This window comes from Metabacillus bambusae, from assembly GCF_017497975.1.
Taxonomy (GTDB): Bacteria; Bacillota; Bacilli; order Bacillales; family Bacillaceae; genus Metabacillus; species Metabacillus bambusae.
In genome coordinates, this window is sequence record NZ_JAGDEL010000002.1 from 319479 (window position 1) to 343638 (window position 24160).

The 24160-nt window shown below is 36.5% G+C and carries 25 protein-coding genes and 2 riboswitches; all 25 genes read right to left on the minus strand.

Annotation, left to right across the window (positions count from 1 at the left end):
* Positions 1-39 precede the first annotated feature (39 nt).
* The 25 genes from I7822_RS04105 to I7822_RS04225 all read right to left on the minus strand — a co-directional run bounded on the left by I7822_RS04105 (position 40) and on the right by I7822_RS04225 (position 24121).
* On the minus strand, positions 40-1590 hold the full coding sequence (locus I7822_RS04105) for a Na+/H+ antiporter NhaC family protein (RefSeq protein ID WP_207975493.1): 1551 nt from the start codon (positions 1588-1590) through the stop codon (positions 40-42).
* Positions 1591-1788: 198 nt separating this feature from the next.
* Positions 1789-1967: riboswitch (Lysine riboswitch) on the minus strand.
* Positions 1968-2040: 73 nt separating this feature from the next.
* The gene (gene yunB, locus I7822_RS04110; RefSeq protein WP_207975494.1) at positions 2041-2781 is read right to left on the minus strand and encodes a sporulation protein YunB; all 741 of its coding nucleotides are present in this window, start codon (positions 2779-2781) and stop codon (positions 2041-2043) included.
* 83 nt (positions 2782-2864) lie between these two features.
* Positions 2865-3167 carry a YunC family protein gene (locus tag I7822_RS04115; protein ID WP_207975635.1) on the minus strand — a complete coding sequence of 101 codons (303 nt, stop codon included), beginning with the start codon at positions 3165-3167 and terminating at the stop codon, positions 2865-2867.
* Positions 3168-3233: 66 nt separating this feature from the next.
* Positions 3234-4637, minus strand: coding sequence for a bifunctional metallophosphatase/5'-nucleotidase (locus I7822_RS04120; RefSeq protein ID WP_207975495.1), 1404 nt, complete (start codon positions 4635-4637; stop codon positions 3234-3236).
* A 72-nt stretch (positions 4638-4709) separates the two neighbouring features.
* Positions 4710-5537: a sulfite exporter TauE/SafE family protein gene (locus I7822_RS04125; protein ID WP_207975496.1), complete on the minus strand. Its 828-nt coding sequence runs from the start codon at positions 5535-5537 to the stop codon at positions 4710-4712.
* 6 nt (positions 5538-5543) lie between these two features.
* Complete coding sequence (locus tag I7822_RS04130) at positions 5544-6416, minus strand: DUF72 domain-containing protein (protein WP_207975497.1); 873 nt, start codon at positions 6414-6416, stop codon at positions 5544-5546.
* A gap of 313 nt (positions 6417-6729) precedes the next feature.
* Positions 6730-8127 carry a Fe-S cluster assembly protein SufB gene (sufB, locus tag I7822_RS04135; protein WP_066329949.1) on the minus strand — a complete coding sequence of 466 codons (1398 nt, stop codon included), beginning with the start codon at positions 8125-8127 and terminating at the stop codon, positions 6730-6732.
* Between the two features lie 48 nt (positions 8128-8175).
* Positions 8176-8613, minus strand: coding sequence for a Fe-S cluster assembly sulfur transfer protein SufU (gene sufU, locus I7822_RS04140; protein ID WP_066329948.1), 438 nt, complete (start codon positions 8611-8613; stop codon positions 8176-8178).
* On the minus strand, positions 8606-9823 hold the full coding sequence (locus I7822_RS04145; protein WP_207975498.1) for a cysteine desulfurase: 1218 nt from the start codon (positions 9821-9823) through the stop codon (positions 8606-8608). Before I7822_RS04145 ends, sufU begins: the two co-directional genes overlap by 8 nt.
* A complete protein-coding gene (gene sufD, locus I7822_RS04150) occupies positions 9823-11124 on the minus strand; it encodes a Fe-S cluster assembly protein SufD (protein ID WP_207975499.1) in 1302 nt (433 codons plus the stop codon). Before sufD ends, I7822_RS04145 begins: the two co-directional genes overlap by 1 nt.
* 23 nt (positions 11125-11147) lie before the next feature.
* Positions 11148-11933: a Fe-S cluster assembly ATPase SufC gene (gene sufC, locus I7822_RS04155; RefSeq protein WP_066329944.1), complete on the minus strand. Its 786-nt coding sequence runs from the start codon at positions 11931-11933 to the stop codon at positions 11148-11150.
* Between the two features lie 342 nt (positions 11934-12275).
* On the minus strand, positions 12276-12455 hold the full coding sequence (locus I7822_RS04160; protein ID WP_066329942.1) for a YuzK family famiily protein: 180 nt from the start codon (positions 12453-12455) through the stop codon (positions 12276-12278).
* 262 nt (positions 12456-12717) lie between these two features.
* Positions 12718-13089, minus strand: a complete 372-nt coding sequence (locus I7822_RS04165; protein WP_066329940.1) for a carboxymuconolactone decarboxylase family protein — start codon at positions 13087-13089, stop codon at positions 12718-12720.
* Between the two features lie 307 nt (positions 13090-13396).
* Complete coding sequence (locus I7822_RS04170; protein ID WP_207975500.1) at positions 13397-14242, minus strand: MetQ/NlpA family ABC transporter substrate-binding protein; 846 nt, start codon at positions 14240-14242, stop codon at positions 13397-13399.
* 11 nt (positions 14243-14253) lie between these two features.
* Complete coding sequence (locus I7822_RS04175) at positions 14254-14922, minus strand: methionine ABC transporter permease (protein ID WP_207975501.1); 669 nt, start codon at positions 14920-14922, stop codon at positions 14254-14256.
* Positions 14915-15940 carry a methionine ABC transporter ATP-binding protein gene (locus I7822_RS04180; RefSeq protein WP_207975502.1) on the minus strand — a complete coding sequence of 342 codons (1026 nt, stop codon included), beginning with the start codon at positions 15938-15940 and terminating at the stop codon, positions 14915-14917. The genes I7822_RS04175 and I7822_RS04180 overlap by 8 nt, the downstream gene beginning before the upstream one ends.
* A 132-nt stretch (positions 15941-16072) precedes the next feature.
* A riboswitch (SAM riboswitch) is annotated at positions 16073-16181 on the minus strand.
* 436 nt (positions 16182-16617) lie between these two features.
* Positions 16618-17931 carry an O-acetylhomoserine aminocarboxypropyltransferase/cysteine synthase family protein gene (locus tag I7822_RS04185; protein ID WP_207975503.1) on the minus strand — a complete coding sequence of 438 codons (1314 nt, stop codon included), beginning with the start codon at positions 17929-17931 and terminating at the stop codon, positions 16618-16620.
* A gap of 142 nt (positions 17932-18073) precedes the next feature.
* The gene (locus I7822_RS04190) at positions 18074-18391 is read right to left on the minus strand and encodes an SCP2 sterol-binding domain-containing protein (RefSeq protein ID WP_207975504.1); all 318 of its coding nucleotides are present in this window, start codon (positions 18389-18391) and stop codon (positions 18074-18076) included.
* 211 nt (positions 18392-18602) lie between these two features.
* Positions 18603-18926: a thioredoxin family protein gene (locus I7822_RS04195; RefSeq protein ID WP_207975505.1), complete on the minus strand. Its 324-nt coding sequence runs from the start codon at positions 18924-18926 to the stop codon at positions 18603-18605.
* 22 nt (positions 18927-18948) lie between these two features.
* A complete protein-coding gene (locus I7822_RS04200) occupies positions 18949-19296 on the minus strand; it encodes a toprim domain-containing protein (protein WP_207975506.1) in 348 nt (115 codons plus the stop codon).
* A gap of 178 nt (positions 19297-19474) precedes the next feature.
* Positions 19475-19711 (minus strand): YusG family protein, encoded by a 237-nt coding sequence (locus I7822_RS04205; protein WP_207975507.1) that lies wholly within the window; start codon positions 19709-19711, stop codon positions 19475-19477.
* 57 nt (positions 19712-19768) lie between these two features.
* Positions 19769-20152, minus strand: a complete 384-nt coding sequence (gene gcvH, locus I7822_RS04210) for a glycine cleavage system protein GcvH (protein WP_207975508.1) — start codon at positions 20150-20152, stop codon at positions 19769-19771.
* A 137-nt stretch (positions 20153-20289) separates the two neighbouring features.
* A complete protein-coding gene (locus tag I7822_RS04215) occupies positions 20290-20652 on the minus strand; it encodes an arsenate reductase family protein (protein ID WP_207975509.1) in 363 nt (120 codons plus the stop codon).
* Between the two features lie 445 nt (positions 20653-21097).
* Positions 21098-22882: an acyl-CoA dehydrogenase FadE gene (locus I7822_RS04220; RefSeq protein ID WP_207975510.1), complete on the minus strand. Its 1785-nt coding sequence runs from the start codon at positions 22880-22882 to the stop codon at positions 21098-21100.
* Between the two features lie 63 nt (positions 22883-22945).
* Positions 22946-24121 carry an acetyl-CoA C-acetyltransferase gene (locus tag I7822_RS04225; RefSeq protein WP_207975511.1) on the minus strand — a complete coding sequence of 392 codons (1176 nt, stop codon included), beginning with the start codon at positions 24119-24121 and terminating at the stop codon, positions 22946-22948.
* Positions 24122-24160: the final 39 nt, after the last annotated feature.

A 24160-nucleotide genomic window follows, 5' to 3' on the forward strand; every position in this document is an offset into this window, starting at 1 on the left:
AAAAAGAGATATAGGCGTTAAACCTATACCCTTTTCAATTTATACAGCCTTATCTCTTTTTGCAAAAGTGAAAATAAAGCCGATTAACAACAGAATCACAACAGCTAATCCTATAATACCACTTCCTGTTAGACCTAAAACAAGGTAGCCGATTGTTGCTAAACCTCCGCCAATTAAAGCATATGGCAACTGTGTCATGACATGGTCCATATGATGACTTCCTGCTCCTGTTGAGGAAAGAATTGTGGTATCAGAAATTGGTGAGCAATGATCCCCTAACACTGATCCTGCAAGTACGGCAGCCATTGCTGGTAATAGCATATTAATATCTGTTGCAGCAGTGATTTCGGCTGCGATAGGTAGCATAATGCCAAATGTACCCCAAGAAGTACCAGTAGCAAATGCCATAAATGCTCCTAAAAGGAATAGGATTACCGGTAGATATGCGACATTCAGATTCGATTTTTCAACTAAACTAGCTAAGTATTCACCTGTTTCTAATTGACCAATTAAATCAACAATAACCCAAGCAAACATTAGAATATAAATTGCTGGAAGCATTGATTTTATTCCTTCTTTTACAGCTAACGGAAAATAGTTAACTTTAATGCCCTTAACAAAAAATAATAAAATTGTTACAGCTAGTCCAAATAGTCCCCCATATAAAAGTGATGCTGATACATCTGTGTTTTCAAAAATAGTAAAGATCGTCGCGCCTGTTTTGTCTTCAATTGCTGTGTAGCCAGTAATAAGCATCGATGCTACTGTACCCACAATTAAAGCAATAATTGGCCATACAAGATTACCGATCGTACCTTTGTCACTAGTTGGTAGATCCTCTTTTACATCACCTAGAGATTCTTTAGCTGGATCAACAACTTGTCCAGTCTGAATCGCACGCTCTTCATGTACCTTCATGCTTCCTAAATTTATGTTGAAATAGGCAACAGCAAATACGAGAACCAAAGCGGCAAAAACATAATAATTCATCGGAATCATTGTCATGAACGCACCAAGTGGAGTGAATTCCGTTACACCATGTGTTGCAAAAATTGTAGCGAGCATGGCAATAATATAGGCTCCCCAACTTGAGATAGGTGAAATAACGCATACTGGTGCAGAGGTTGAATCAATGATATAGGCTAGCTTTGCACGAGAAACCCTTTGGCGATCAGTAATCGGACGGCTCACTTGACCAACCGCAAGAGCATTAAAATAATCATCGATAAAGATTAACATCCCCAATAAAGCTGCGGTAAATTGAGCACCAGCACGTGTTTTCACACGCTTTTCTGCCCATTCACCAAAGGCTCTGCTTCCACCTGATATAGAAATTAGAGCTGTAACGACACCTAAAATAAGTAAGAAAAATAAGATGTACACATTCCACGTATTTAGCTCACCATCTGAGATGAAAATGGCCTTTACCGCTTCAAAAATAGTAACTCCAGTTTTAACAACTGAGAAATTTGTGATTAATAATGCTGCTGAAAGAATTCCTACTCCGAGAGAAAGTAATACTCTTCTCGTTAATATAACCATTATAATGGCTAAAAGAGGAGGAATAATTGAATAAATTGTGCCTGACATGAAGTGTTAAGCCTCCCTAGAATATTAATAGTTTGGAAGGTTCTATTGACGATGCAAGGATAAAATTAGTTATGGCATTCACAACTAACTTTTCAACGTACTCTATGGACACTTAGAAAAAAATGCACACAAAAAGAGTAATGATAGAAAATAACTATCATTACTCTTTTTACGAATAATGTTATGTTATCCTCCATCCCGATCAGTAGCCCTCCATTATAGAAAACTCTATAATGACAGTATTACCCTTATTCAAAGTAATACCAGTAAATGAAGCATGACTATTTCATTTACTTCGGCGAAAAGCCCTTTCCAATATGGTCATCGGTGTCATTCTCACATATTGTACTGTTGTTTTTCGCTCCTCTACCTCATCTTGAGATAAGGTGGTTAGGTCAATATTTGATTTTCAACATTTTATAGTTTAACAAAGTATGGATTAAGTAGCAACTATGGTTTTTTTGGTAATTCTATTGAGTGGTCAGCATCTTCACCGCCACTTCCATTAAAATATTGTGGAACGTCTCCTTGTTCAGTCTGAATAATAACTGGAATTGTATTTTCTGCTTTTACCACCTCTGTAGCAAATGGAATAACAACCTGTACACTCACTTCAACATAAATTACGATTTCATGTTTTGCATTATTAATCCCATATTCCTCTGTCGTACTTTTAATATCTGTAAAAACATCACCTATTAAATAATATTCTATTGGAATACCAGGACCAAGTGTACTTAAGATTGCATTATCTGTTATTTTACCTAATGGGATCTCATAAATAATCCCATCATCTCTTGCTTGTTCAGGGGTTATATCATGGAAATTATTCCTTTCAATCTCACCAAGCTTTTTGGTTACATTGTCAGTTACCCTTTTTTTGGCTGCAGTTACTGCTCGTTGATTAAAGCTAAATGAATTGATGTTTCCCTCATTATCCTTATCAATAATCACTAAATCCTCTTGTTCCTCTTTAGTAAGGATCTCCTCTTCAACTGCGTCATGAATAATTGTTGTTGCTACTTTATTAGCCTCTAACCTTGCGATTTTCATCATTGTTGATTCAATCTGAACATTAACTATCCAAAAACTTGTTGCTGTTAAAATTATAAAAATAACCAAAGTTAGTAATAACACATAGCGAAAAGGCAAAGGCCCTCTACGCGGACGACGACCGCGGAACTTAGCCAAAAAAATCCCTCCTTTACAAGCTATGTTTATGCATGTAAAGAGGGATGTAAGCATCATTTTTTATCATTTTTACATTCTAAGATTCATGCCATCTTAAGTAAGGCATCTTTTCCTTTTGTTCCAACAACAATCCCAAGCTTCTCTGCCTCATATGTGACAGATTCTAATGGCGCCTCAAGTAATTGGTCAATTGTTCTAACACCGACTGCTCTACCTGCAATGATACCTCTATCTTTTAACTTTTCGTTTAATAAAGCGACATCGAGAGCACCACACATAATATACCCTTTGTCGTTGGTGATTGCCATAAAGTTCGTTTTAGGTAAAGCAACTGTGATTGCTGTAAATTGTATTCCTTCAATGACAATTGGTGTCATGGTAACCATCACTATCTACACTCCCTTCTTACTATATCTTTATGAGTAAGGAAAGGATACGTGTAGATTGTTAGCCTATAAAGATGGTGTATTTTCACCTAACTTCCAAGCTAAAAGATCCCTTAAAAGTTCTGGCATATAAAAGATTTTTTTCTCCGCGTGACTTATTTCAGGATACAATGGTCCAAGAGTAAACATATCAACTGTAGCAACAGAATAAACTCGATGATGATCAATAGACTTGCCATGTACTAACACATCTGTAACATGCTGTTTACCATCTGCTAGCTTCTCAGACTTTACCTCAATTCCATCGAATACCATTCTCCCCATTACTTTCCCTCTAAAGCCTAAACCTTTTAATTTTAAGTGTTCCATTTTTTCTTCTCTTGCTTGGATAATTACCTCTTTTAGTACATCACCTTTTAAATCGACCTTACATGGATTAATAGGATGTGGGCATATTCGATGGAGATCCTTTTTCGTGACAGGACCTTTGCTTAAAGGTTCTAACAACATTCCTGAATTTACCATTGCAACTTCTCCATCACACCATTCACGAATTGCACGGACTAATAATAACGGTAATGATGATTCATTAAACCAGTCTAATGATAAATCATCCAGTAGTACTCCTACAACTTCAGATAGCTTTGATTCACTATCTACTAATTTATGTTGTAACCATGCCTCTGTTTCTTGACAGATTTCCTTTTGTTCATTCATAGGATATATAGAAGCTTTACGATCTACCAACATTTTTTGTTTGTTATTGATCGTAAGTGAGATATGACCGACATATTGTCCATACTTTCCGGCACCAGCAACCAACGTATGATTAATCATTTCACCATTAGGTAATACATGATGTGTATGTCCACCAATAATAATATCAATATCAGGAAATTCCCTTGCAATGATTTCATCATCACTGATACCAAGATGAGAGAGAAGAATAATGATATCTACTTGTTCCTTCACTTGATTTACTGTTTCTAATAAGCTCTGAAAAGGATCTTTTATTTTCCAACCAAGTAACTCATAAAATTTTTCATAAAATACCGTAACTCCTAAAATCGCTAACTTTACCCCATTATTTAATGTCACTATTTGATAAGGGATAACCCAAGGTGGTCGTTCTCCAAGCTCTGTATATAAATTTGATATGATGATTGAAAAGTTCGCTTCATCATATAACGAATTTAAGTCGTCATGAGAAAAAGTAATCCCTTCATTATTACCTATAGTCACCGCATCATACTGAAGCATATTTAATAAAGTTACGTTTGCCTTACCTTGTGTTGCTTCTGTTATTGGATGAAAGCGGTCTGCGTGATCGCCAATATCAACAAGAAGCATTTGCTCTTTATTTTGTTCATGCAATTTCTTTTTATTTTTTAAAAATTGGACGATAGCTGGCCAATTTTCAAAATGACTATGTAAATCATTTGTATGATAAAGGTGAATTTTCTCTAGCATGTTCCTCTCCCCTTATTCATAAGGTTGTAACTGATGCTACCCATGTACTCTTACATCTCTTATTTCTAAATTTTATGATCCAGTGAAACCCTCGAATATTAATTTTAAGCCAGCAATGATTAACACGATTCTTAATAAATTAACAATTGTCTTGCCTTTTAATTTCGTATTAAGAACGGCTCCAAATCTGCCTCCAAACCACGCACCTGGAATAAGTACTGCTGCATATAGCCAGTTTATGTTTCCTAATGCAATATGAGTAATTGAGCTAGTAGAAGCTGAAAGGAATATAATAAACATTGATGTTGCAACTGCAATATGCGGTGGGAACATGAACAATAGGATCATCGCCGGCACCATTAGAGCACCACCGCCAATGCCAAATAATCCTGAAATGAACCCAACAACAAATGCTATTAAAACGCCTAGTCCAGGATGAAAGGAATAAGAGATTTCAGTTCCATTTTCACTTATGTACGAACGAATCACCTTAATACCAGGTTGCTGTTTCCTTTGTGGAAGCTTATCCTTAACCATTAATATAATAGAGACGAGGATCATAAATAAACCAAACCATATTGAGAAAGAAGTCGTATTAAAAAACTTATTTGCGTATGCACCTACGATTCCACCTGGTCCACTTCCGATAAAAAAGATAAGTCCACTTTTATAATCAACTTTTTTATATTTCATATACGTTAGTGTGGATGAAAGTCCAGTAAAGATCACAACTAATAATGATGTACCTACCGCTACCTGTGGTGACACACTTTCAAATGTAGGTAAGTAGGAGCCTAAAGTTAGCAGCAAAGGAACAACGATAATTCCTCCACCTAAACCAACTAGACTTCCGATAGTTCCTGCAATAACACCTACAACCACTAAAGTTATCCACTCCATATTTTATTATTGCTCCTCTTCAATACTGAATAAGCTTAATTGTTTTTCTGCCAATCCAGTATAGGTGATGTCTAATAGATTTATCATCATTTTTGCATTTTCTGCAGCATCTCCGCCTGAATTATTATTAAAGAGCATATAAATGGTTTTAGATAGGTTTTGAAGTGAACTCAAATGATCTTTCCATTCTAGTAACTCTTCCTGATTATACCGATACAAATATCGGACATCTCTCCAATCTTTACCAGAAGCTGGCTTATTCCAACCATGAACATTTCTTCCATGCAAACGAATAAGCGTTTTACTAGAATCAGTAGGATGAAGAACAGTTGGGATCGACCTTTCCCCTGCTTGTGGTTCATCAACAATACTATGAATCCATTTTTCAGATTCCATAAACTGTAGTGTTTTTTCGTAATGGACGTGCGAGAACCATGATCGATTGCGAAATTCAAGTGCTACTTCATAATCACTCATTTGTTCTCTGCACCACTTTAAATACATAACATTTTCTTTATTACATTGAAACCATGGAGGAAATTGAAATAAGACCATTGCAAGCTTATTAGCTCTTTTTAGTGGTTCGATTGATTTTATGTACGCTTTAAACATAGCTTGTTTAGTTTCGAAGAGGTTTTCTCCTCGAAGATGTCCTGTCATTCCTTGATATGCCTTTGGTATAAATTGGAAGGTATCAGGAGTTTCACTTAACCATTTCTCAATATTTCGTTCGGGTTGAATGGCATAAAAGCTAGCATCAATTTCAACTGTAGGAAAATGTGCAGCATATTCCTGTAATTTATTTGTAGGATTCGTTTTTGAAGGATAGAGTGAATCGTGATCTCCCCACCCCGTTAGACCAATTTGAATTGTCGTCAATCAAATCATCCTTTGGAACATGTTAAATTTTAAGTTTTTCTAAATCTACTATACCATGACATGGGGTGATTAACATCGAACTGATTTTGAAAAAGGTGCGTATTTTTATGAAGGAATTTCTTTAAGAGGTGTTTTAAATTAAGGCTGTTTTCGAAAATTTTGTTGCTATTTACCAAGTAATGCGGTGTAGTTGATTTCCGCTCCAATTAATCTTAAATAGTTTTTGTTTTAAAAGCAACAATCTCTTAGAGCCTAAACAAAAATATTTAAACGAATATAAAAGGGACTGACATTCCTGTCAGTCCCCATTATGTTATCCGATAGAACCTTCCATTTCAAACTTGATTAGACGATTCATCTCAACTGCATATTCCATTGGAAGCTCTTTTGTAAATGGCTCAATAAAGCCCATTACAATCATTTCTGTTGCTTCTTCTTCTGAGATACCACGGCTCATAAGATAGAATAATTGTTCTTCAGAAACTTTAGAAACCTTTGCTTCGTGCTCAAGAGAAATATTGTCATTCATGATCTCATTATAAGGAATCGTATCTGATGTAGATTGATTATCCATAATAAGTGTATCACATTCAATATTTGATCTTGCGCCATCTGCTTTACGACCGAATTGTACAATTCCACGATATGTTACTTTACCACCTTGTTTAGAGATGGATTTAGAAACAATCGTTGAAGAAGTATTTGGTGCTAAGTGAATCATTTTCGCACCAGCATCTTGATGCTGACCTTTACCTGCAATAGCGATAGATAGCGTCATTCCTCGAGCTCCCTCACCTTTAAGGATAACCGCAGGATATTTCATTGTAAGTTTAGATCCGATGTTCCCATCGATCCATTCCATTGTTGCGTTCGCTTCACAAACAGCACGCTTTGTTACAAGGTTAAATACATTGTTTGCCCAGTTTTGAATCGTCGTATAACGGCAATACCCGCCATCTTTAACAATAATTTCTACAACAGCACTATGAAGTGAATTTGTTGTGTAAACTGGTGCCGTACAACCTTCTACATAATGAACATGTGCGCCTTCGTCAACAATGATAAGTGTACGCTCGAATTGACCCATATTTTCAGAGTTGATACGGAAGTAGGCTTGTAATGGTGTATCAACTTTAATACCTTTTGGTACGTAGATGAATGATCCACCAGACCATACTGCAGAATTAAGAGCAGAGAATTTATTATCAGTAGGTGGAATTACCTTACCGAAATGCTCACGGAAAATATCTTCATTTTCTTTTAAAGCAGTATCTGTGTCCTTAAAGACGATACCTAGATCTTCAAGGTCTTCTTTCATATTGTGGTAAACAACCTCTGATTCATATTGTGCAGATACACCAGCTAAATATTTTTGTTCAGCTTCTGGAATACCTAGCTTGTCAAATGTGCTTTTAATCTCTTCAGGAACTTCATCCCATGAACGCTCTGATTTTTCCGAAGGTTTAACATAGTACGTAATTTCATCAAAATTCAATGAAGCCATATCGCCACCCCATTGTGGCATTGGCATACTATAAAAATGTTCTAACGATTTCAAACGAAAATCTAACATCCACTGTGGTTCATTTTTCATACGAGAGATTTCTTCAACGATCTCTTTCGTTAACCCTCGTTCTGAACGGAAGATGGAAACATCCTTATCAGCAAACCCGTATTTGTAATCGCCTATTTCAGGTGCCTTTTTTGCCATCTACATTCACTCCTATCCATTTAGAATATTAGGGATACCCCTAATGACTTATTCATTGTTGCTATTAATGCCCTTTTCCATTGCTTTCCAAGCTAATGTGGCACATTTAATACGTGCAGGAAATTTAGTTACACCTTGTAATGCTTCGATATCACCTAAATCAATATCGTCATCATACTCTTTTCCTAGCATCATATTCGAAAATATATCAGAAAGCTTTAACGCTTTATCAAGTGTTTTTCCTTTAATTGCTTGAGTCATCATTGATGCAGATGACATTGAGATGGAGCAGCCTTCTCCCTCAAACTTAGCATCCTTTACCACACCATCTTCAAGATCCAGTGTTAGGCGGATACGATCTCCACAAGTAGGATTATTCATATCGACAGTTAGACTGTTATCAAGAATCCCTTTGTTCCTAGGGTTCTTGTAATGATCCATAATGACCTGGCGGTATAAGGTGTCAAGATTAATATGATTAGACATTACTGAAGTACTCCTTTGTTTTAATGATACCAGAAACTAATTTTTCAATTTCCTCTTCTGTGTTATACAGATAAAAACTAGCTCTTGCTGTAGCAGATACTTTTAACCACTTCATAAGAGGCTGTGCACAATGGTGGCCTGCACGAACAGCAATTCCCTCAGCATCTAAAACTGTTGCAACATCATGTGGATGAACATCCTCTATATTAAAAGTAACTAATCCAGCACGATGCTTTGGTCCATAGATTGTTAGACCATCTACTTGGCTTAGTTGGTCTAACGCATATTGAGCTAATTTATGCTCATATGCTTCGATCTGATCTAAGCCAATTTGTTCAAGAAAGTCTATTGCCGCACCAAGACCAATTGCTCCAGCGATGATTGGAGTCCCAGCTTCAAATTTCCAAGGAAGCTCTTTCCATGTTGATTCCTGTAAGCCTACAAAATCAATCATTTCTCCGCCAAATTCAACTGGTTCCATTTTTTCAAGAAGCTCTCTCTTGCCATATAAAGCACCGATACCTGTTGGACCACACATTTTGTGACCTGAAAAAGCAAAGAAATCACAATCTAAATCTTGCACATCGATCTTCATATGTGGCGAGCTTTGGGCACCATCAACAACCATGACCGCTCCATGTTTATGAGCAATTTTAGCGATTTCTTTGATTGGGTTGATTGTACCAAGTACATTTGATACCTGCATGACCGAAACAATTTTCGTATTAGAAGTGACTGTTTCTTCAACATCCTGTAAATCAATTGTACCATCTTCTTGTAAAGGAATATATTTCAACGTCGCACCAGTAGCTTTTGCTACTTGCTGCCAAGGTATAACATTAGCATGATGCTCCATGTATGTGATGACAATTTCGTCACCTTCTTTAACATTCGTTAAACCATAGCTTTGAGCAACGATATTTAACGCGGTTGTCGCACCTCGGGTAAAGATAATTTCTTGGATAGATTTCGCCCCAATAAATCTTCTAACCTTTTCACGGGCTCCTTCATATCCATCTGTTGCTTTTGTACCAAGTGTATGCACCCCACGGTGAACATTAGAATTATATTCACGATAATATGTGGATAGTGCTTCAATAACAGCTATCGGTTTTTGGGAAGTTGCTGCACTATCTAAATAAACTAGGTCCCGACCATTTACTTGCTGATCCAAAATCGGAAAGTGCTGACGAATATCAGTGATATTCATTATTTAACTTTCCTTTCAATAACCTCAACTAACTGCTTTTTCACGCCTTCGATTGGAAGTACGTTTACTACTGGTGCTAAAAAGCCATGTATTACTAGACGTTCCGCTTCTACCTTCGGAATACCACGACTCATTAAATAATAAAGTTGAATTGGATCAACACGTCCAACAGATGCAGCATGACCTGCTGTTACATCGTCCTCGTCAATTAATAAAATTGGGTTTGCATCACCACGTGCTTTTTCACTTAGCATAAGTACGCGAGATTCTTGTTCTGCATTTGATTTAGAAGCTCCATGTTCAATTTTCCCAATACCATTGAAAATAGATGAAGCACTGTCCTTCATAACACCATGTTTTAGGATATAACCTTCAGAGTGCTTACCAAAGTGTACAACTTTTGTTGTAAAGTTTTGCTTTTGTTCTCCACGACCAACAACAACTGACTTTGTATCACCGAAAGAACCGTCACCGATTAGATTCGTAACATTTTCAGAAATTGTATCGCCATCATTCATTAACCCTAATGCCCACTCAATGCGAGCGTCACGGCCAGCTATTCCACGACGGTTTACATATGTTGTAATACCTTTTGCAAGTGTATCAACGGCTCCGTAGGTTACACGTGCATTTGTATTAGCAAATACCTCTGTAATAATATTAAAGACACCTTCAACATTTTGAACAGTTGAAATGTAGTTCTCTACATACGTAACAGCACTGTTATCTTCTGCAACAACAATTACGTGATTAAATAGCGTAGTATTAGGATTATCATGTACAAATATTGCTTGGATTGGTTCAGCAACCTCTACATTCTTAGGAACATAAACGAAGACCCCACCATTTAAAAGAGCTGCATGTAAAGCTGTTAGACGATGCTCGTCAACCTTTACTCCATCTTTCATAAAGTATTTTTGAACTAATTCAGAATGTTCACTTGCAGCAGTATGAATATCAGCTAAGATAACACCTTTCTCTTTTAACTCATTAGAAAGTGTTGTATAAGCTGCTGTGTTATTTAATTGAACATATAAGTTTTTGTTAGCAGACTCAATATCAATTAAAGCTTTTACATCTTCATGTAAATCATTTAAAGAATTTAGTTTTTCACTAGTAACTGTATGTTCCTTAAAGCTAGTGAAATTCCATTTGTCTATTTTCGTTTTATCTGGTCTAGGCATTGGTAGATCCTCTGATTTTGCAAGTGCTTGTAAGCGAAGATCTGTAAGCCAGTCCGGTTCACCAAGCTGCTTTGAAAAGCTTGTGACATAGTCCTGATTGTAAGTTTTCGTTTCCATACGTCCTATACTCCCCCTTGCGCTTATGCTTCTTGCCCAACAGTTTCGTCTTCAATACCTAATTCTTGTTTAATCCAGTCATAACCCTCTGCTTCTAAGCGTTGTGCTAGCTCAGGTCCACCTGATTTCACAACACGGCCTTGCATCATTACATGCACTTTATCTGGTGTAATGTAATTTAATAAACGTTGATAATGAGTAATCATTAAGCAACCAAAATCTTCGTTGCGCATTTTATTAATACCTTTTGCTACAACTTTTAAAGCATCGATATCAAGACCAGAATCTATCTCATCAAGAATCGCAATTTTTGGCTCGATCATCATTAATTGAAGGATTTCATTACGTTTTTTCTCTCCACCAGAGAAACCTTCATTTAGGTAACGTTGTGCCATATCTGGATCCATTTCTAATTCTTCCATATTAGCATCCATTTTACGGATAAACTTCATTAAAGAAATTTCTTCGCCCTCTTCACGGCGTGCATTGATTGATGAACGTAAGAAGTCTGCGTTCGTAACACCACTTATTTCACTTGGATATTGCATTGCTAAGAATAGACCAGCACGGGCACGCTCATCAACTTCCATTTCTAATACATCTTCACCATCTAAAGTAATACTTCCACTAGTTACTTCATATTTCGGGTGACCCATAATTGCTGATGATAAAGTTGATTTACCTGTTCCGTTAGGTCCCATGATCGCATGGAACTCTCCGCCTTTTATTTCGAGATTTACACCTTTTAGAATTTCTTTACCATCAATTTCTACGTGTAAATCCTTAATGATTAATGTAGAACCTGCCATAACTATACCTCCATAATATATAAAGTTTACTTATTCTCAATTTATTCTCATTCTTATCTTATAACAAATCAAAAGTGAATACAACCTTTAAGGAACAGACTCAAATTTTGTCTAGGATTGTATAATTAGCTGTATTAATTCAAAATGTATGTAGAGTGAGAAATGAGCCTTTTTCTACTATATAACACATTGATCTGCGAATCTACCTTCATACTTAGATTAGTTTTTACTTCCTTTTAAAAAAACATTCTATAATAAAGACAAACTTACCTAAGTTAATATATGTAAAAGGACCAGTCTGCGACTGGTCCTTTCCATATTCTCTATTTAACATTAAAATGCTTATTTTTTCATTCTTCTTTCTATTTCCGCATGAATCAACTGACTCTTGCGATAATCCTCTTCACGACTTAATTCTACATCCATTCTTTTTTCAAGCTTTTGTGAGTACTCAGCATACCCAATGCCATGGGAATTATGCATTGCCTTTTCCATTTCAGTTGTGTAGTTGAGTTCTAGCATTTCTTGACTCGAGTGGATAATGAATCAATCCTTTCAACTTTTAATTTACATAAAAAGTTTATCAAGAATATTCAAACAACTCAAAGTGCGTCAGATTATGTGACAATCTTTTGAGAGCGATTATGATTCATTTTGTAAAAATTAAACCGTGTTTTTATACATTTCCTCAAACATCCTCTGGAATACTCGCACTTAAGATTATTTTGCTTCAATTAAAATAGAAATAATCCCTACTAATTAGTCCTAGGTTCTATAACAGATTTTATTGTTTTAATTGATTTAGTTCCGTTATACACTCTTGTACAAGTGTTACAGCTTGACTCATAGCTGCACCACCGCCAAATGCAGCTGTTACACCAATTGCCTCTAAGATTTCTTCTTCACTCGCTCCTTGATCTAGGCAGCCCTTAGTATGGTAGACCATGCAATATTCATCTTGAGATTGAATACTAATTCCTAAAGCAATTAAATGCTTTTGCTTTTGTGATAATTTCCCTTCCTTAAAACAAGCCTCAGTAAATGCATTGTAATGATGTGCAATCTCTGGCATTTTTTGTGTGAATGTTCCTATACCACTTTTGAATTCGAGTAAAGCAGCTTCAGTTGAATTTCTCGGTTCATGAATATGTTCCATTTCCTACAACTCCATTCAGCATTTTTTCACGGTTAGTATGCTTTAAATAAAAAAATGTATGCTAAAAATGAGATGGAGATTGGTACTGAACAAAAGCTCAGGGCGTCTTGATCAGCCTAAGGCAAATAAGATGATTTAGAATAGAAGGCGTTCTTTGCCTTCAATTCTAAATCATCTTATGACCTCGAGGAGCTAAGCGCTGGAGCTCGATGCCTAGCGTTTAGCCACAGTACTAGATAGTTTTATAATTTCCTAGACAAGAACAAATAGAGGCCAACAATTTCCCATTGTCAGCCTCTTTTTCTAATTATTCACTTTTTGCAGCAGAAATAACAGAACCTTTGTATTTTGTTTCGATAAATTCTTGGATCTCTTCTGATTGTAATACTTCTACTAATGCTTTAATTTCTTCTCTGTCTTCGTCACCCTCGCGAACAACAATTAGGTTTACATAAGGATTGTTCTCCGGTGATTCTAGAGCAATTGCATCTTCAGCTGGGTTTAAATCAGCATCTAGTGCATAGTTACCGTTAATTAGAATAGCATCTGCTTCATCATTTTCATAAGCCTTTGTAAGCATTGCTGCCTCAATATCAGCTTCAAACACTAAATTTTTAGGATTCTCTGCAATATCTTCAATCGTTGCTGCTGTTTTTTCAACGCCCTCTTTAATCGTAATTAAACCTTTCTCTTCTAACAAAGAAAGCATACGACCGTGATCAGCAACAGAGTTACTCATAATAATTTTTGCACCATCTGGTAGATCTTCTAATGACTTATGGCGTTTTGAATAAACACCAATCGGCTCGATATGGACTCCACCAGCACTCACAAACTTATAATTATTATCAGCAATTTGAGACTCTAAGTAAGGCTCATGTTGGAAGTAGTTTGCATCTAACTCTTCTTCAGCTAATGTCTTATTTGGTAAAACATAATCTGTAAATTCTACTATATCTAACTCAATCCCTTTTTCTTCCAATAAAGGTTTTGCTTCTTCTAATATCTCAACATGTGGTACAGGTGATGCACCTACTTTTAATGTTTTTGCCTCTCCTTCAGAACCTTCAGTTCCTTCCTGTGACGCCCCTCCACAAGCAACAAGTGCTGTTGTGAAAATCGTAAATATAATTATTAATAAAGCTTTTTTCATTTTTCTTCCTCCTATCGTTTGTCAATCGACTTAGTTATGATATCTCCAATAATTTGGATGATAAACACGAAAATTAATATGATAACCGTTGCAATTAATGTAACTTGATTATTCCCACGGTTAAAGCCTTCCATAAATGCTAGATTCCCTAATCCACCAGCACCAATTGCACCTGCCATTGCTGTATACCCTATTAACGCAATAGCGGTAACTGTTATACCAGAAACTAACGCTGGCATTGCTTCGGGTAAAAGAACCTTCCAAATAATTGTGCTCGTTTTAGCACCCATTGATTTCGCGGCTTCAATTACACCTTTATCAATTTCCCTTAAGGCAATCTCGACCATACGCCCATAAAAAGGGGCTGCCCCGATTATTAACGCTGGTAATGCGGCATTAGCACCTAGTATTGTTCCAACAAGTACTTTTGTAAAAGGTAATAATAAAATAATTAAAATAATAAATGGTATTGATCTGAATACATTAACAATTCCTGCAACTAGACTATTAACATACTTACTTTCCCATATGTTTCCCTTTGCCGTTAAAAATAACAACAAACCTAGAATAATTCCTAAAATAAATGTCGCCACAACCGATAAGCTCGTCATATAGATTGTTTCCTTTGTGGCTTCCAAGACCTTTTCCCAATCCACTTCAGGTAGAAGTTGTTCAAGCATTGGCAATCACCTCCACCTCAATGTGTTGATTATAAATAAATTCTAATGCTCTATTTAGTTCTTGTTCATCACCATCTAAATGAATAAACAGACTTCCATATGAACCACTTTGTGTTTGTGAAATCTTCCCTTGTAAAATATTTACGTCGATTGCAAACTTTCTAATTAGATTTGTTATCAATGGTTGTTCTGCTGATTCACCAACAAAGGTTAATTGAATAACCTTACCCTTTGGATAATTCTCTAAAAGATTTGCCACTACTTCATTCGTTTCCTCAGGTTCTGTAACTTGTTTCACAAAGCGCTTTGTAATCGGTTGGTTAGGATGCTTGAAAACGTCAAGTACATTCCCTTCTTCAACAACTTGGCCATTTTCCATCACTGCTACACGATGACATATTTTTCTAATAACATGCATCTCATGAGTAATTAGCACAATGGTAAGTCCAAGTCGTTTATTAATATCTACGAGCAGATCTAATATAGAATCAGTTGTTTGGGGATCTAAAGCTGACGTAGCTTCATCACATAATAATACTTTAGGGTTATTAGCTAATGCTCTCGCAATTCCAACACGTTGCTTTTGCCCACCACTTAATTGTGAGGGATAAGCATCTTCACGACCTTCAAGTCCTACAAGCTTGATTAGTTCATCCACTCGTTTTAATCTCTTTGCTCTTTTCACACCTGCAATTTCTAGTGGAAAAGCAATATTTTCTCTCACTGTTCTTGACCATAAAAGGTTGAAATGCTGAAAAATCATACTTATTTCTAAGCGTGCTTTTCGTAATTTCACTCCACCAATCGAATCTATTTGACTACCGGCAACACTAATATTACCACTTGTTGGTTTTTCCAATCCATTTAACAATCGGATTAGTGAACTTTTACCTGCCCCACTATATCCAATAATTCCGAAAATTTCGCCCTTTTCAATTTTCAGATTCACATTATTAACAGCAGTTACATTACCTGATTTTGTTTGATAAACTTTATTAACATTCTCTAATGTAATCAAGTTGTCACCTTCTTTCAGTTCGAATACCTCACTTCAATCTTTCACTTTTATGAAAAATCCATGTTGCAATATAGTATTTTGATAAAGAAAAAACCCTTCTGCAATGAGCAGAAAGGCACAAAAATGTCCTTTCTCTCATCTCTCAAAGCTTAATAGCTTTGTGTGAATTGGCACCACTTCAACAAATGTTGATGGTTGCCGGGCTTCATAGGGCACTTCCCTCCACCTCTCTTGATAAGAGAACTACGTATATAATTAAAGTTTAAATTAATTTAAGTGAGCTTAAGTACGTTTGTGATTGTATCATGCTCATTAAAATCATGTCAAACAAATTCTCTTTTTTCTAATAATTGCATTTTATTTTAGTGATAAACTATTATAAGATAACTCCAACTATAAAAGGGGATGACTTTGTATGAATAGTCATCCCCTTTATTCTTTAGACTGTTTTCGCAAACTTTGTTGCTATTTACCAAGAATTGCGGTGTGGTGATTTCTTTTCCAGTTGCTCGCTTTCCGCGAGGCGAACGATGAGCATCCTCGGCGTAAACGCCTGCGGGGTCTTACCTGTCCCGCTACTCCCGCAGGAGTCTCGCAATACGTTCCAATCTACCTCAACAGTTTTCGTTTTAAAAGCAACAATCTCTTAGAAAAGAGCCATTCTTTAACACTAAATATTATATATGGACACTTTCGGTTCCCTTAACGCCAGTTGCTTTGTAAATAGCTTGATCAAGATCATCGATGATATCTTGAATATGCTCTATTCCAACCGATAAGCGAATTAAGTCCTCCGTTACACCCGATCTTTTTAAGTCCTCTGTACTTAACTGTTGATGTGTTGTACTAGCAGGATGGATGATTAAACTTTTGGCATCCCCTACGTTCGCAACGTGTGACCACAGTTCTACATTATTAATAACAGTAGCTCCTGCCTCTCGTCCACCTTTTATTCCGAAAACGATAACGGACCCAGCACCATTAGGTAAATATTTTGCTGCTAAATCTTTTGCAGGATGATCCGAAAGTTCAGGATATAGAACCCATTCAACAGAAGGGTGCTGCTCTAAATACTTAACCATCTTTCTAGCATTAGCAACATGCTCCTTCATTCGAACATGAAGAGTTTCTAATCCTAGTGTGAATTGGAATGCATTATATGGGCTAATTGCGGGACCTAAGTCTCTTAGTAATTGAACTCTAGCTTTAATAATGAATGCCTGCTCGCCTAATGCTTCTGCATATACTAGGTCATGATAACTCGGATCAGGTGTCGTAAAACCAGGGAATTTAGGGTTATTCCAATCAAACTTCCCACCATCAACGATTACTCCTCCTAGAGTTGTCCCATTTCCTAATAACCATTTTGTTGCTGAGTGGATAACGATATCTGCACCATGTTCAATCGGCCGGCAAAGATAAGGTGTAGCAAATGTATTATCTACAATTAACGGAATCCCAGCTTCATGCGCTATATTCGCGACAGCTTCAATATCAAGTACATCTAAACTTGGATTTCCAATGGTTTCAGCAAATATAGCTTTTGTTTTAGGTGAAATAGCAGAACGGAAGTTTTCAGGATTTTTCGGATCAACAAACATTGTGTCTATTCCATATTTAGGTAATGTATTTGCAAAAAGATTGTAAGTTCCTCCGTATAATGTTGAAGCAGATACAATTTCATCACCTGCTCCAGCAATATTTAAAATCGAAAGTGTTATCGCTGCCATTCCACTAGATACTGCTAAGCTACCTATGCCACCTTCAAGCTGTGCAATTCTTTCTTCAAAAACAGTTGAAGTTGGATTATGAATTCGGGTATATATGTATCCTGGTTCTTTTAAACCGAAGAGGTTCGCTGCGTGTTCTGTATTCTCAAATAAGTAAGCATTTGATTGATAAATAGGTACAGACCTGGCACCTGTCATTGAATCTTTCTTTAAACCTCCGTGAATTGTGACCGTTTCAGGCCGATAATTTTTCTCTTGCATCTTATTTCCTCCTCTTATAAGATGTTTTTAACAAAATATACTTCACCGTTGGTTTTGAATTCTAAGATGCGAAATTTCTATATCTATTAGACTACCTATTTAGTAAACGATTTCAAACTTCAGTTTCAAGGATTTCCCCTTATCAACTTAACTTTATGATTGCCTCGAATTTTAAAAAATCACGATAAGAGCCTTTAATCGTAATTTTCCCAAAAGCAATTAATTGTTTTAAGCTTACAGTGTTTAACAATACTTGTTCGAGGTCATCACCTTCTCCTTCCAAGACAAAGTCAATCTTCGAAGGATGGGTATGTAATGTTTTTGCGCCTTTTGATGAAAGTTCAATAAAATGACTAGTCTCTTGTTGAGGTTTTATTTCTACTATTAGAGTTTGATTCAAGAGTATTGGAGTTAAAAACCGAGCTTTATTAAAATTAGAAATAAACGTTGTCATATACATAAAAAAACCTCCGATATCAATCAAGCTATATAATAACTTCATTGAATCACGGAAGAATCCTTTATAAATAAGTCGACAGTTTCTGCTTATTTATTCATTATTTGTGGGATTATTAATATTTCCCAAGAAATATGTCATATTCGCGAGACTTATCGAATCTTTAGGACAGTTTTATACTATCTATCTTATTTGTTTTATTAAGAATCTTAAGTCAGGCATTCTGCCCATTTAGGTTGGAATATTGCTTTATTTTTTCAAGTAAGTATCCAACTGATTGAAACGCATAAATCTTCTCCTTTTCTTGGCCATTTTCATAAATAAGCAAGCAAGGCACACTTTCAATTCCAAGCTCTTTAGCCTCGTTAGGAAAGTAATTTAAGTTAACCGAATAGATGCGAACAGCCGGTACTAACTCATCTACGACAGATAACATTCGTTTAGCTACTTGACATGTTCCACACATCGGAGTGTATAAATACAAAACCATTAGACCTTCTCTTTGTATAGTAAGCTGTTTCTCTTCCCATTCAATCATATTTAAATAATGTTACACCTTTCTATAGAAATCTCGCATCCACATCAATATTAGCACTTAGTAAAACAGAAGCAACATGATGATCTGGTGCAGTCGCTACTTCTCGATATGATCTGTCGATATAGATATGCGACGCCTCTGGAAATTCCCTTTTGAATTGTTTACGAAGTCGATCCCCTGCATCATCAGAGTCCACTAAAATATAAACATCTTTTAAAAATAATTCATCAATTAATTCATCAAGCTTTGTTACACTTATCGTACCATTTGTGCAGATAATTTCGATTGATTCATTTAACACATTTAGTACTTTCTTTTTATCTGATTTCCCTTCGACAATTAACACTTTTTCAACCTCAACTAACGACATAAACATCACCTGTTTTTATAGTAAAAGTCTTTTCTATAAACTATTCGATTTGTCGAGGTTGTTTCCTTTTTATTAATGTTTTTTCTTAAGTTTTATTTAAACAGCTAATACTACCTTTGAAAAAACTAGAAAGAAACGACCACATTTAAAAAAAGAGCAGTGGAACTTTCCACTGCTTTTAGCACCAGCCATTTTCGTCATCACAGTCAACATATTTTTGGTCTGATCCAGTTAGACCATCTGCAAATTGATAAAACCGACTATTATTAAATTCATATCCTGATTTTAATTCATAATTATTTTCTGATACCATCTGACCAATCTTTTCTTTTTCAAGATAAAGATTTAATTGCCCATCAGTAAATTTCCCTACAACTCGATCTGTAATATCCAAACGTTGCTTTTCAAAAGACATATGGACACCCTCCTTTACCTATTTGTAGGGTGTCCATATTTCATCATATCATGCTAATTAGTCTTCATTTGTCATTTCTTCATATTGCTCAGCTGTCATTAAGTTCTCTACGTCAGCCACATTAGCAGGTTCCACAACAATCATCCAAGCCTTTTCATATGGAGATTCATTTACAAATTCAGGGCTGTCATCAAGATCTTCATTGATTTCAACTACTTTACCGCTGATTGGTGCATATAGCTCAGATACAGTTTTCACTGACTCAACGCTACCGAATGGCTCGTCCGCTTTAACCTCGTCGCCAACCTCTGGTAATTCTACAAATACGATATCGCCAAGTTCAGATTGTGCGAAATCTGTAATACCAATACGAACCTTTTCTCCTTCTACTTTTACCCATTCATGTTCTTCAGAATAACGAAGTTCTTTCGGTGTGTTCATTTACATTACCTCCAGCATTCATTTCGATTTTTAGTTTGTCATATACTAGGGATGACCTAGATTCTAATTACATGATTACAATTATTGAGTTAGTCAATATTGTTGTACCAGTTTATAGCAGACTATGCAAGAATTATCTATAAAATTTCCCAATTTTCTGCATACTGTTCTTCCTTAAACCCAACTGTGACAGTTTTTTCCCCAACTGCAATTGGTCGTTTGATTAACATACCATCTGAAGATAATATTTCAATCATTTCTTCCTCAGACATTGTAGCTAATCTATCCTTAAGCCCAAGCTCGCGATATTTTTGTCCGCTCGTGTTAAAGAACTTTTTAAGCTCCAATCCACTTTTCTTATATAAAGATGATAGCTCCTCCTTAGATGGTGGATTCTCGACTATATGTATTTCATTAAAGTTAACATTGTGTTCTTCCAACCATTTTTTCGCCTTACGACATGTACCACATTTAGGATACCAATAAAAATCTAAAGACATACCATATCACCACCTATACCTACATTTTCATTTAACTTTATCTTATCATATCCACTCATACAATCCTAATTAGAAATATTCTAATTTCATAGCTTTTATAAATAACTTAGACTCTGTAATTTTGTAAAATCTCATGAGCTTTAGAAAAAAACCTTAAAATAAAAAGGCTGTTTTCGTTTTCGCAAAATTTGTTGCTAATTACCAATTAATGTTTGTGGTTGATTGCAGCAAGAGGATGCTCGCTTTCCGCGGGGCGTGCGGTGAGCCTCCTCGGCGTAAACGCCTGCATGAGTCTCACCCTGTCCCGCTGCTCCCTCAGGAGTCTCGCAATCCGTTCCAATCAATCTAAAATAGTTTTTTATTTTATAAGCTACAATCTCTTCGAAAAGAGCCAATAAAAAAGAAGACAATCCAAAGTAAAAATTGCCTTCTTTACCTCAACGTTTTATGCTAAATACGCATTTTTATCAATTATTGCTGCTGCGATTTCTCTTTTCTTTCCAATCACATTAATTGGAGTATGGCGTGTAAACTTTCGTAATGCCGAAATCATCATTCTTAATGAATCCCCTGATTCAGCTGCAATCAATGATTCTTTTGCATGTGCTTCGATTTCATTAAAAGCTTCCTGACAGTAAACTTGAGTATAGAGAAGCTTTTGTTTATTTTTCTCTTCTCCTGTTTTCGCAATGGCTTTTTCTGTTCGTAAAATTGCCGATTCCATTGCATAGACATTGCTTACAATATCAGCAATATTGACAAGGATCTCTTGCTCTTTTTGTAGGCCCTTTCCATACTTTTGTGCCGCTAATCCAGCAATAAGCACACCGATTTTCTTAGCATTTTTCAACAGGTATTTTTCTTGTTCAAGTGTGCCCTCACCAACCTCCTCAGGCATCAGCATCATGAGCTCTTCTTGTAAGCTTTGAGCTTTTTGGAATAGAGGAAGCTCACCTTTCATTGCTTTTCGTAAGTAAGTTCCAGGCACTAATAGACGATTAATCTCGTTCGTTCCTTCAAAAATTCGATTTATACGCGAATCCCGGTACACTCGCTCAACCTCGTATTCTGCCATAAATCCATATCCACCATGAATTTGAACCCCTTCATCCACTACATAATCGAGTGTTTCTGAGCCAAATACTTTATTTAATGAGCATTCAATTGCATATTCTGCAATTGATGCAGCTACCTCTTTACCGTCTTTTATCTGCTCATCGGTTAAACGGCTCATACGATCCTCGAATAATCCAACAGTTCGATATACTGAGCTTTCCATTGCATAGGTTTTAGCTGCCATATTAGCAAGCTTTTCCCCGATAAGTGAGAAACGAGAGATTGGTGTTTTAAACTGTTGTCTCTGGTTTGCATATTGAACAGATACGTCTATTACCCGCTTTGCACCACCAATTGTTCCTACAGCTAATTTATATCGACCAATGTTTAATATATTAAAAGCAATCACATGCCCTTTACCAAGCTCACCTAATAAGTTTTCTTTTGGTACCATCGCATCCTCTAAAATTAATGTTCTTGTCGAAGATCCCTTTATCCCCATCTTCTTTTCTTCAGGACCAGTTGATACACCTGGATATTCCTTTTCAACTATAAATGCTGAGAAGTGCTCACCATCGATTTTTGCATAGACAACAAAGACGTCAGCAAAACCTGAGTTGGTAATCCACTGCTTTTCTCCATTTAAGACATAATGTGTACCTTCTGCATTTAACTTTGCAGTTGTTCTTGCACCAAGTGCATCTGATCCTGAGTTTGGTTCAGTAAGTGCATATGCCGCTAGTTTTTCACCAGAAGCTAGATCTGGTAAATATTTTTGCTTTTGTTCTTCATTCCCGAACAAAACGATTGGCAGTGACCCAATTCCTACATGTGCACCAAAGGATAATGAAAAGCTACCACCTCTTGAGATCTTTTCGGTTATTAATGCAGAACTAATCTTATCAAGTCCTAAACCACCATATTCTTCCGGAACATCTGCACCTAATAGTCCAAGTTCACCAGCTTGTTTTAGAAGCTTTACTGACTTTTCGAACTGATGATTTTCGATATCTTCAAGATGTGGCAATACTTCATTAATAACAAAATCTTCCGTCGTCTTTGCAATCATTTTATGCTCATCTGTAAAATCCTCAGGTGTAAAAATTCGATCATAAGAAACATCTTCAATTAAAAAGCTACCACCTTTAAGACTCGAGTTAGTCGCTTTTGACATAAAAAATTCCCCCATTGTCTAAGTATTGTAAAAGAATACTAAATTTCGTCCCCTATAAACCTATTAAATTAACTCAAATACACCTGCTGCTCCCATACCTCCACCTATACACATTGTGACAACACCGAATTGTTCATTGCGACGTTTCATTTCATGAATGAGTGAAAGAGTTAGTTTAGTACCTGTACAGCCAAGTGGATGTCCTAGCGCAATTGCTCCCCCATTGACGTTAACTTTATCTTCATCCAAGCCAAGTTCACGAATAACTTGTATGGATTGTGAAGCGAAGGCTTCATTTAACTCAAATAATCCTATATCTGAAAGCTCTAATCCTGCATATTTTAATGCTAATGGTATTGCAGCAACTGGACCAATTCCCATCACTTCAGGTGGCACTCCTGCGACTGCAAATGAACGAAACTTTGCCATTGGGGTATACCCTAGTGAGCCCGCTTTTTCTCGATCCATTAACATAACCGCTGCTGCACCATCACTTGTTTGTGAAGAGTTACCGGCTGTAACAGAACCCTTTGTAGAGAAAGCTGGTCGCAGCGTTGCTAAAACCTCAGCTGTCGTATTGAAGCGTACTCCCTCATCTTGTCTGAACTGTACAACCTGCTCCCTAAACTTATGATTAGAGTCAACTGTTCTAATCGGAACATCAACCGTCACAATTTCTTCAGCAAATTTTCCTTCATTAATTGCCATTGCAGCTTTTTGATGGCTTCTTACTGCAAAGGCATCTTGATCTTCTCTGGAAATACCAAATTTTTGGGCAACTTGCTCAGCAGTATGCCCCATTCCCATATAGTATTCTGGTGCATCCTCAGCTAATCTAGCATTAGGCCTGACAACATGCCCCATCATTGGAACAAGACTCATTGATTCCGCACCACCCGCTATAGCTGTGTCGGAATGGCCCAGCATTATTTTTTCTGCTCCATATGCGATACTTTGTAGGCCAGATGAACAGTAGCGGTTAATCGTTACTGCCGGTACTGTATATGGAAGACCAGCCAATGCCCCAATATTCCTAGCCATATTAAGACCCTGCTCTGCTTCAGGCATAGCACAGCCAATAATTAAATCATCGATATTCCCCTGGTAATCCCCTGCCCGTTTTAACGTTTCCTTTACAACTAACGCACCAAGATCATCAGGGCGCATATTAGCTAATGTTCCTTTTTTCGCTCTCCCCACTGGTGTTCTAGCACCTGCTACAATGACTGCTTCACGCATTTCTTAAAACCTCCCTTTGTCGTCTAGTCGTTATATTTC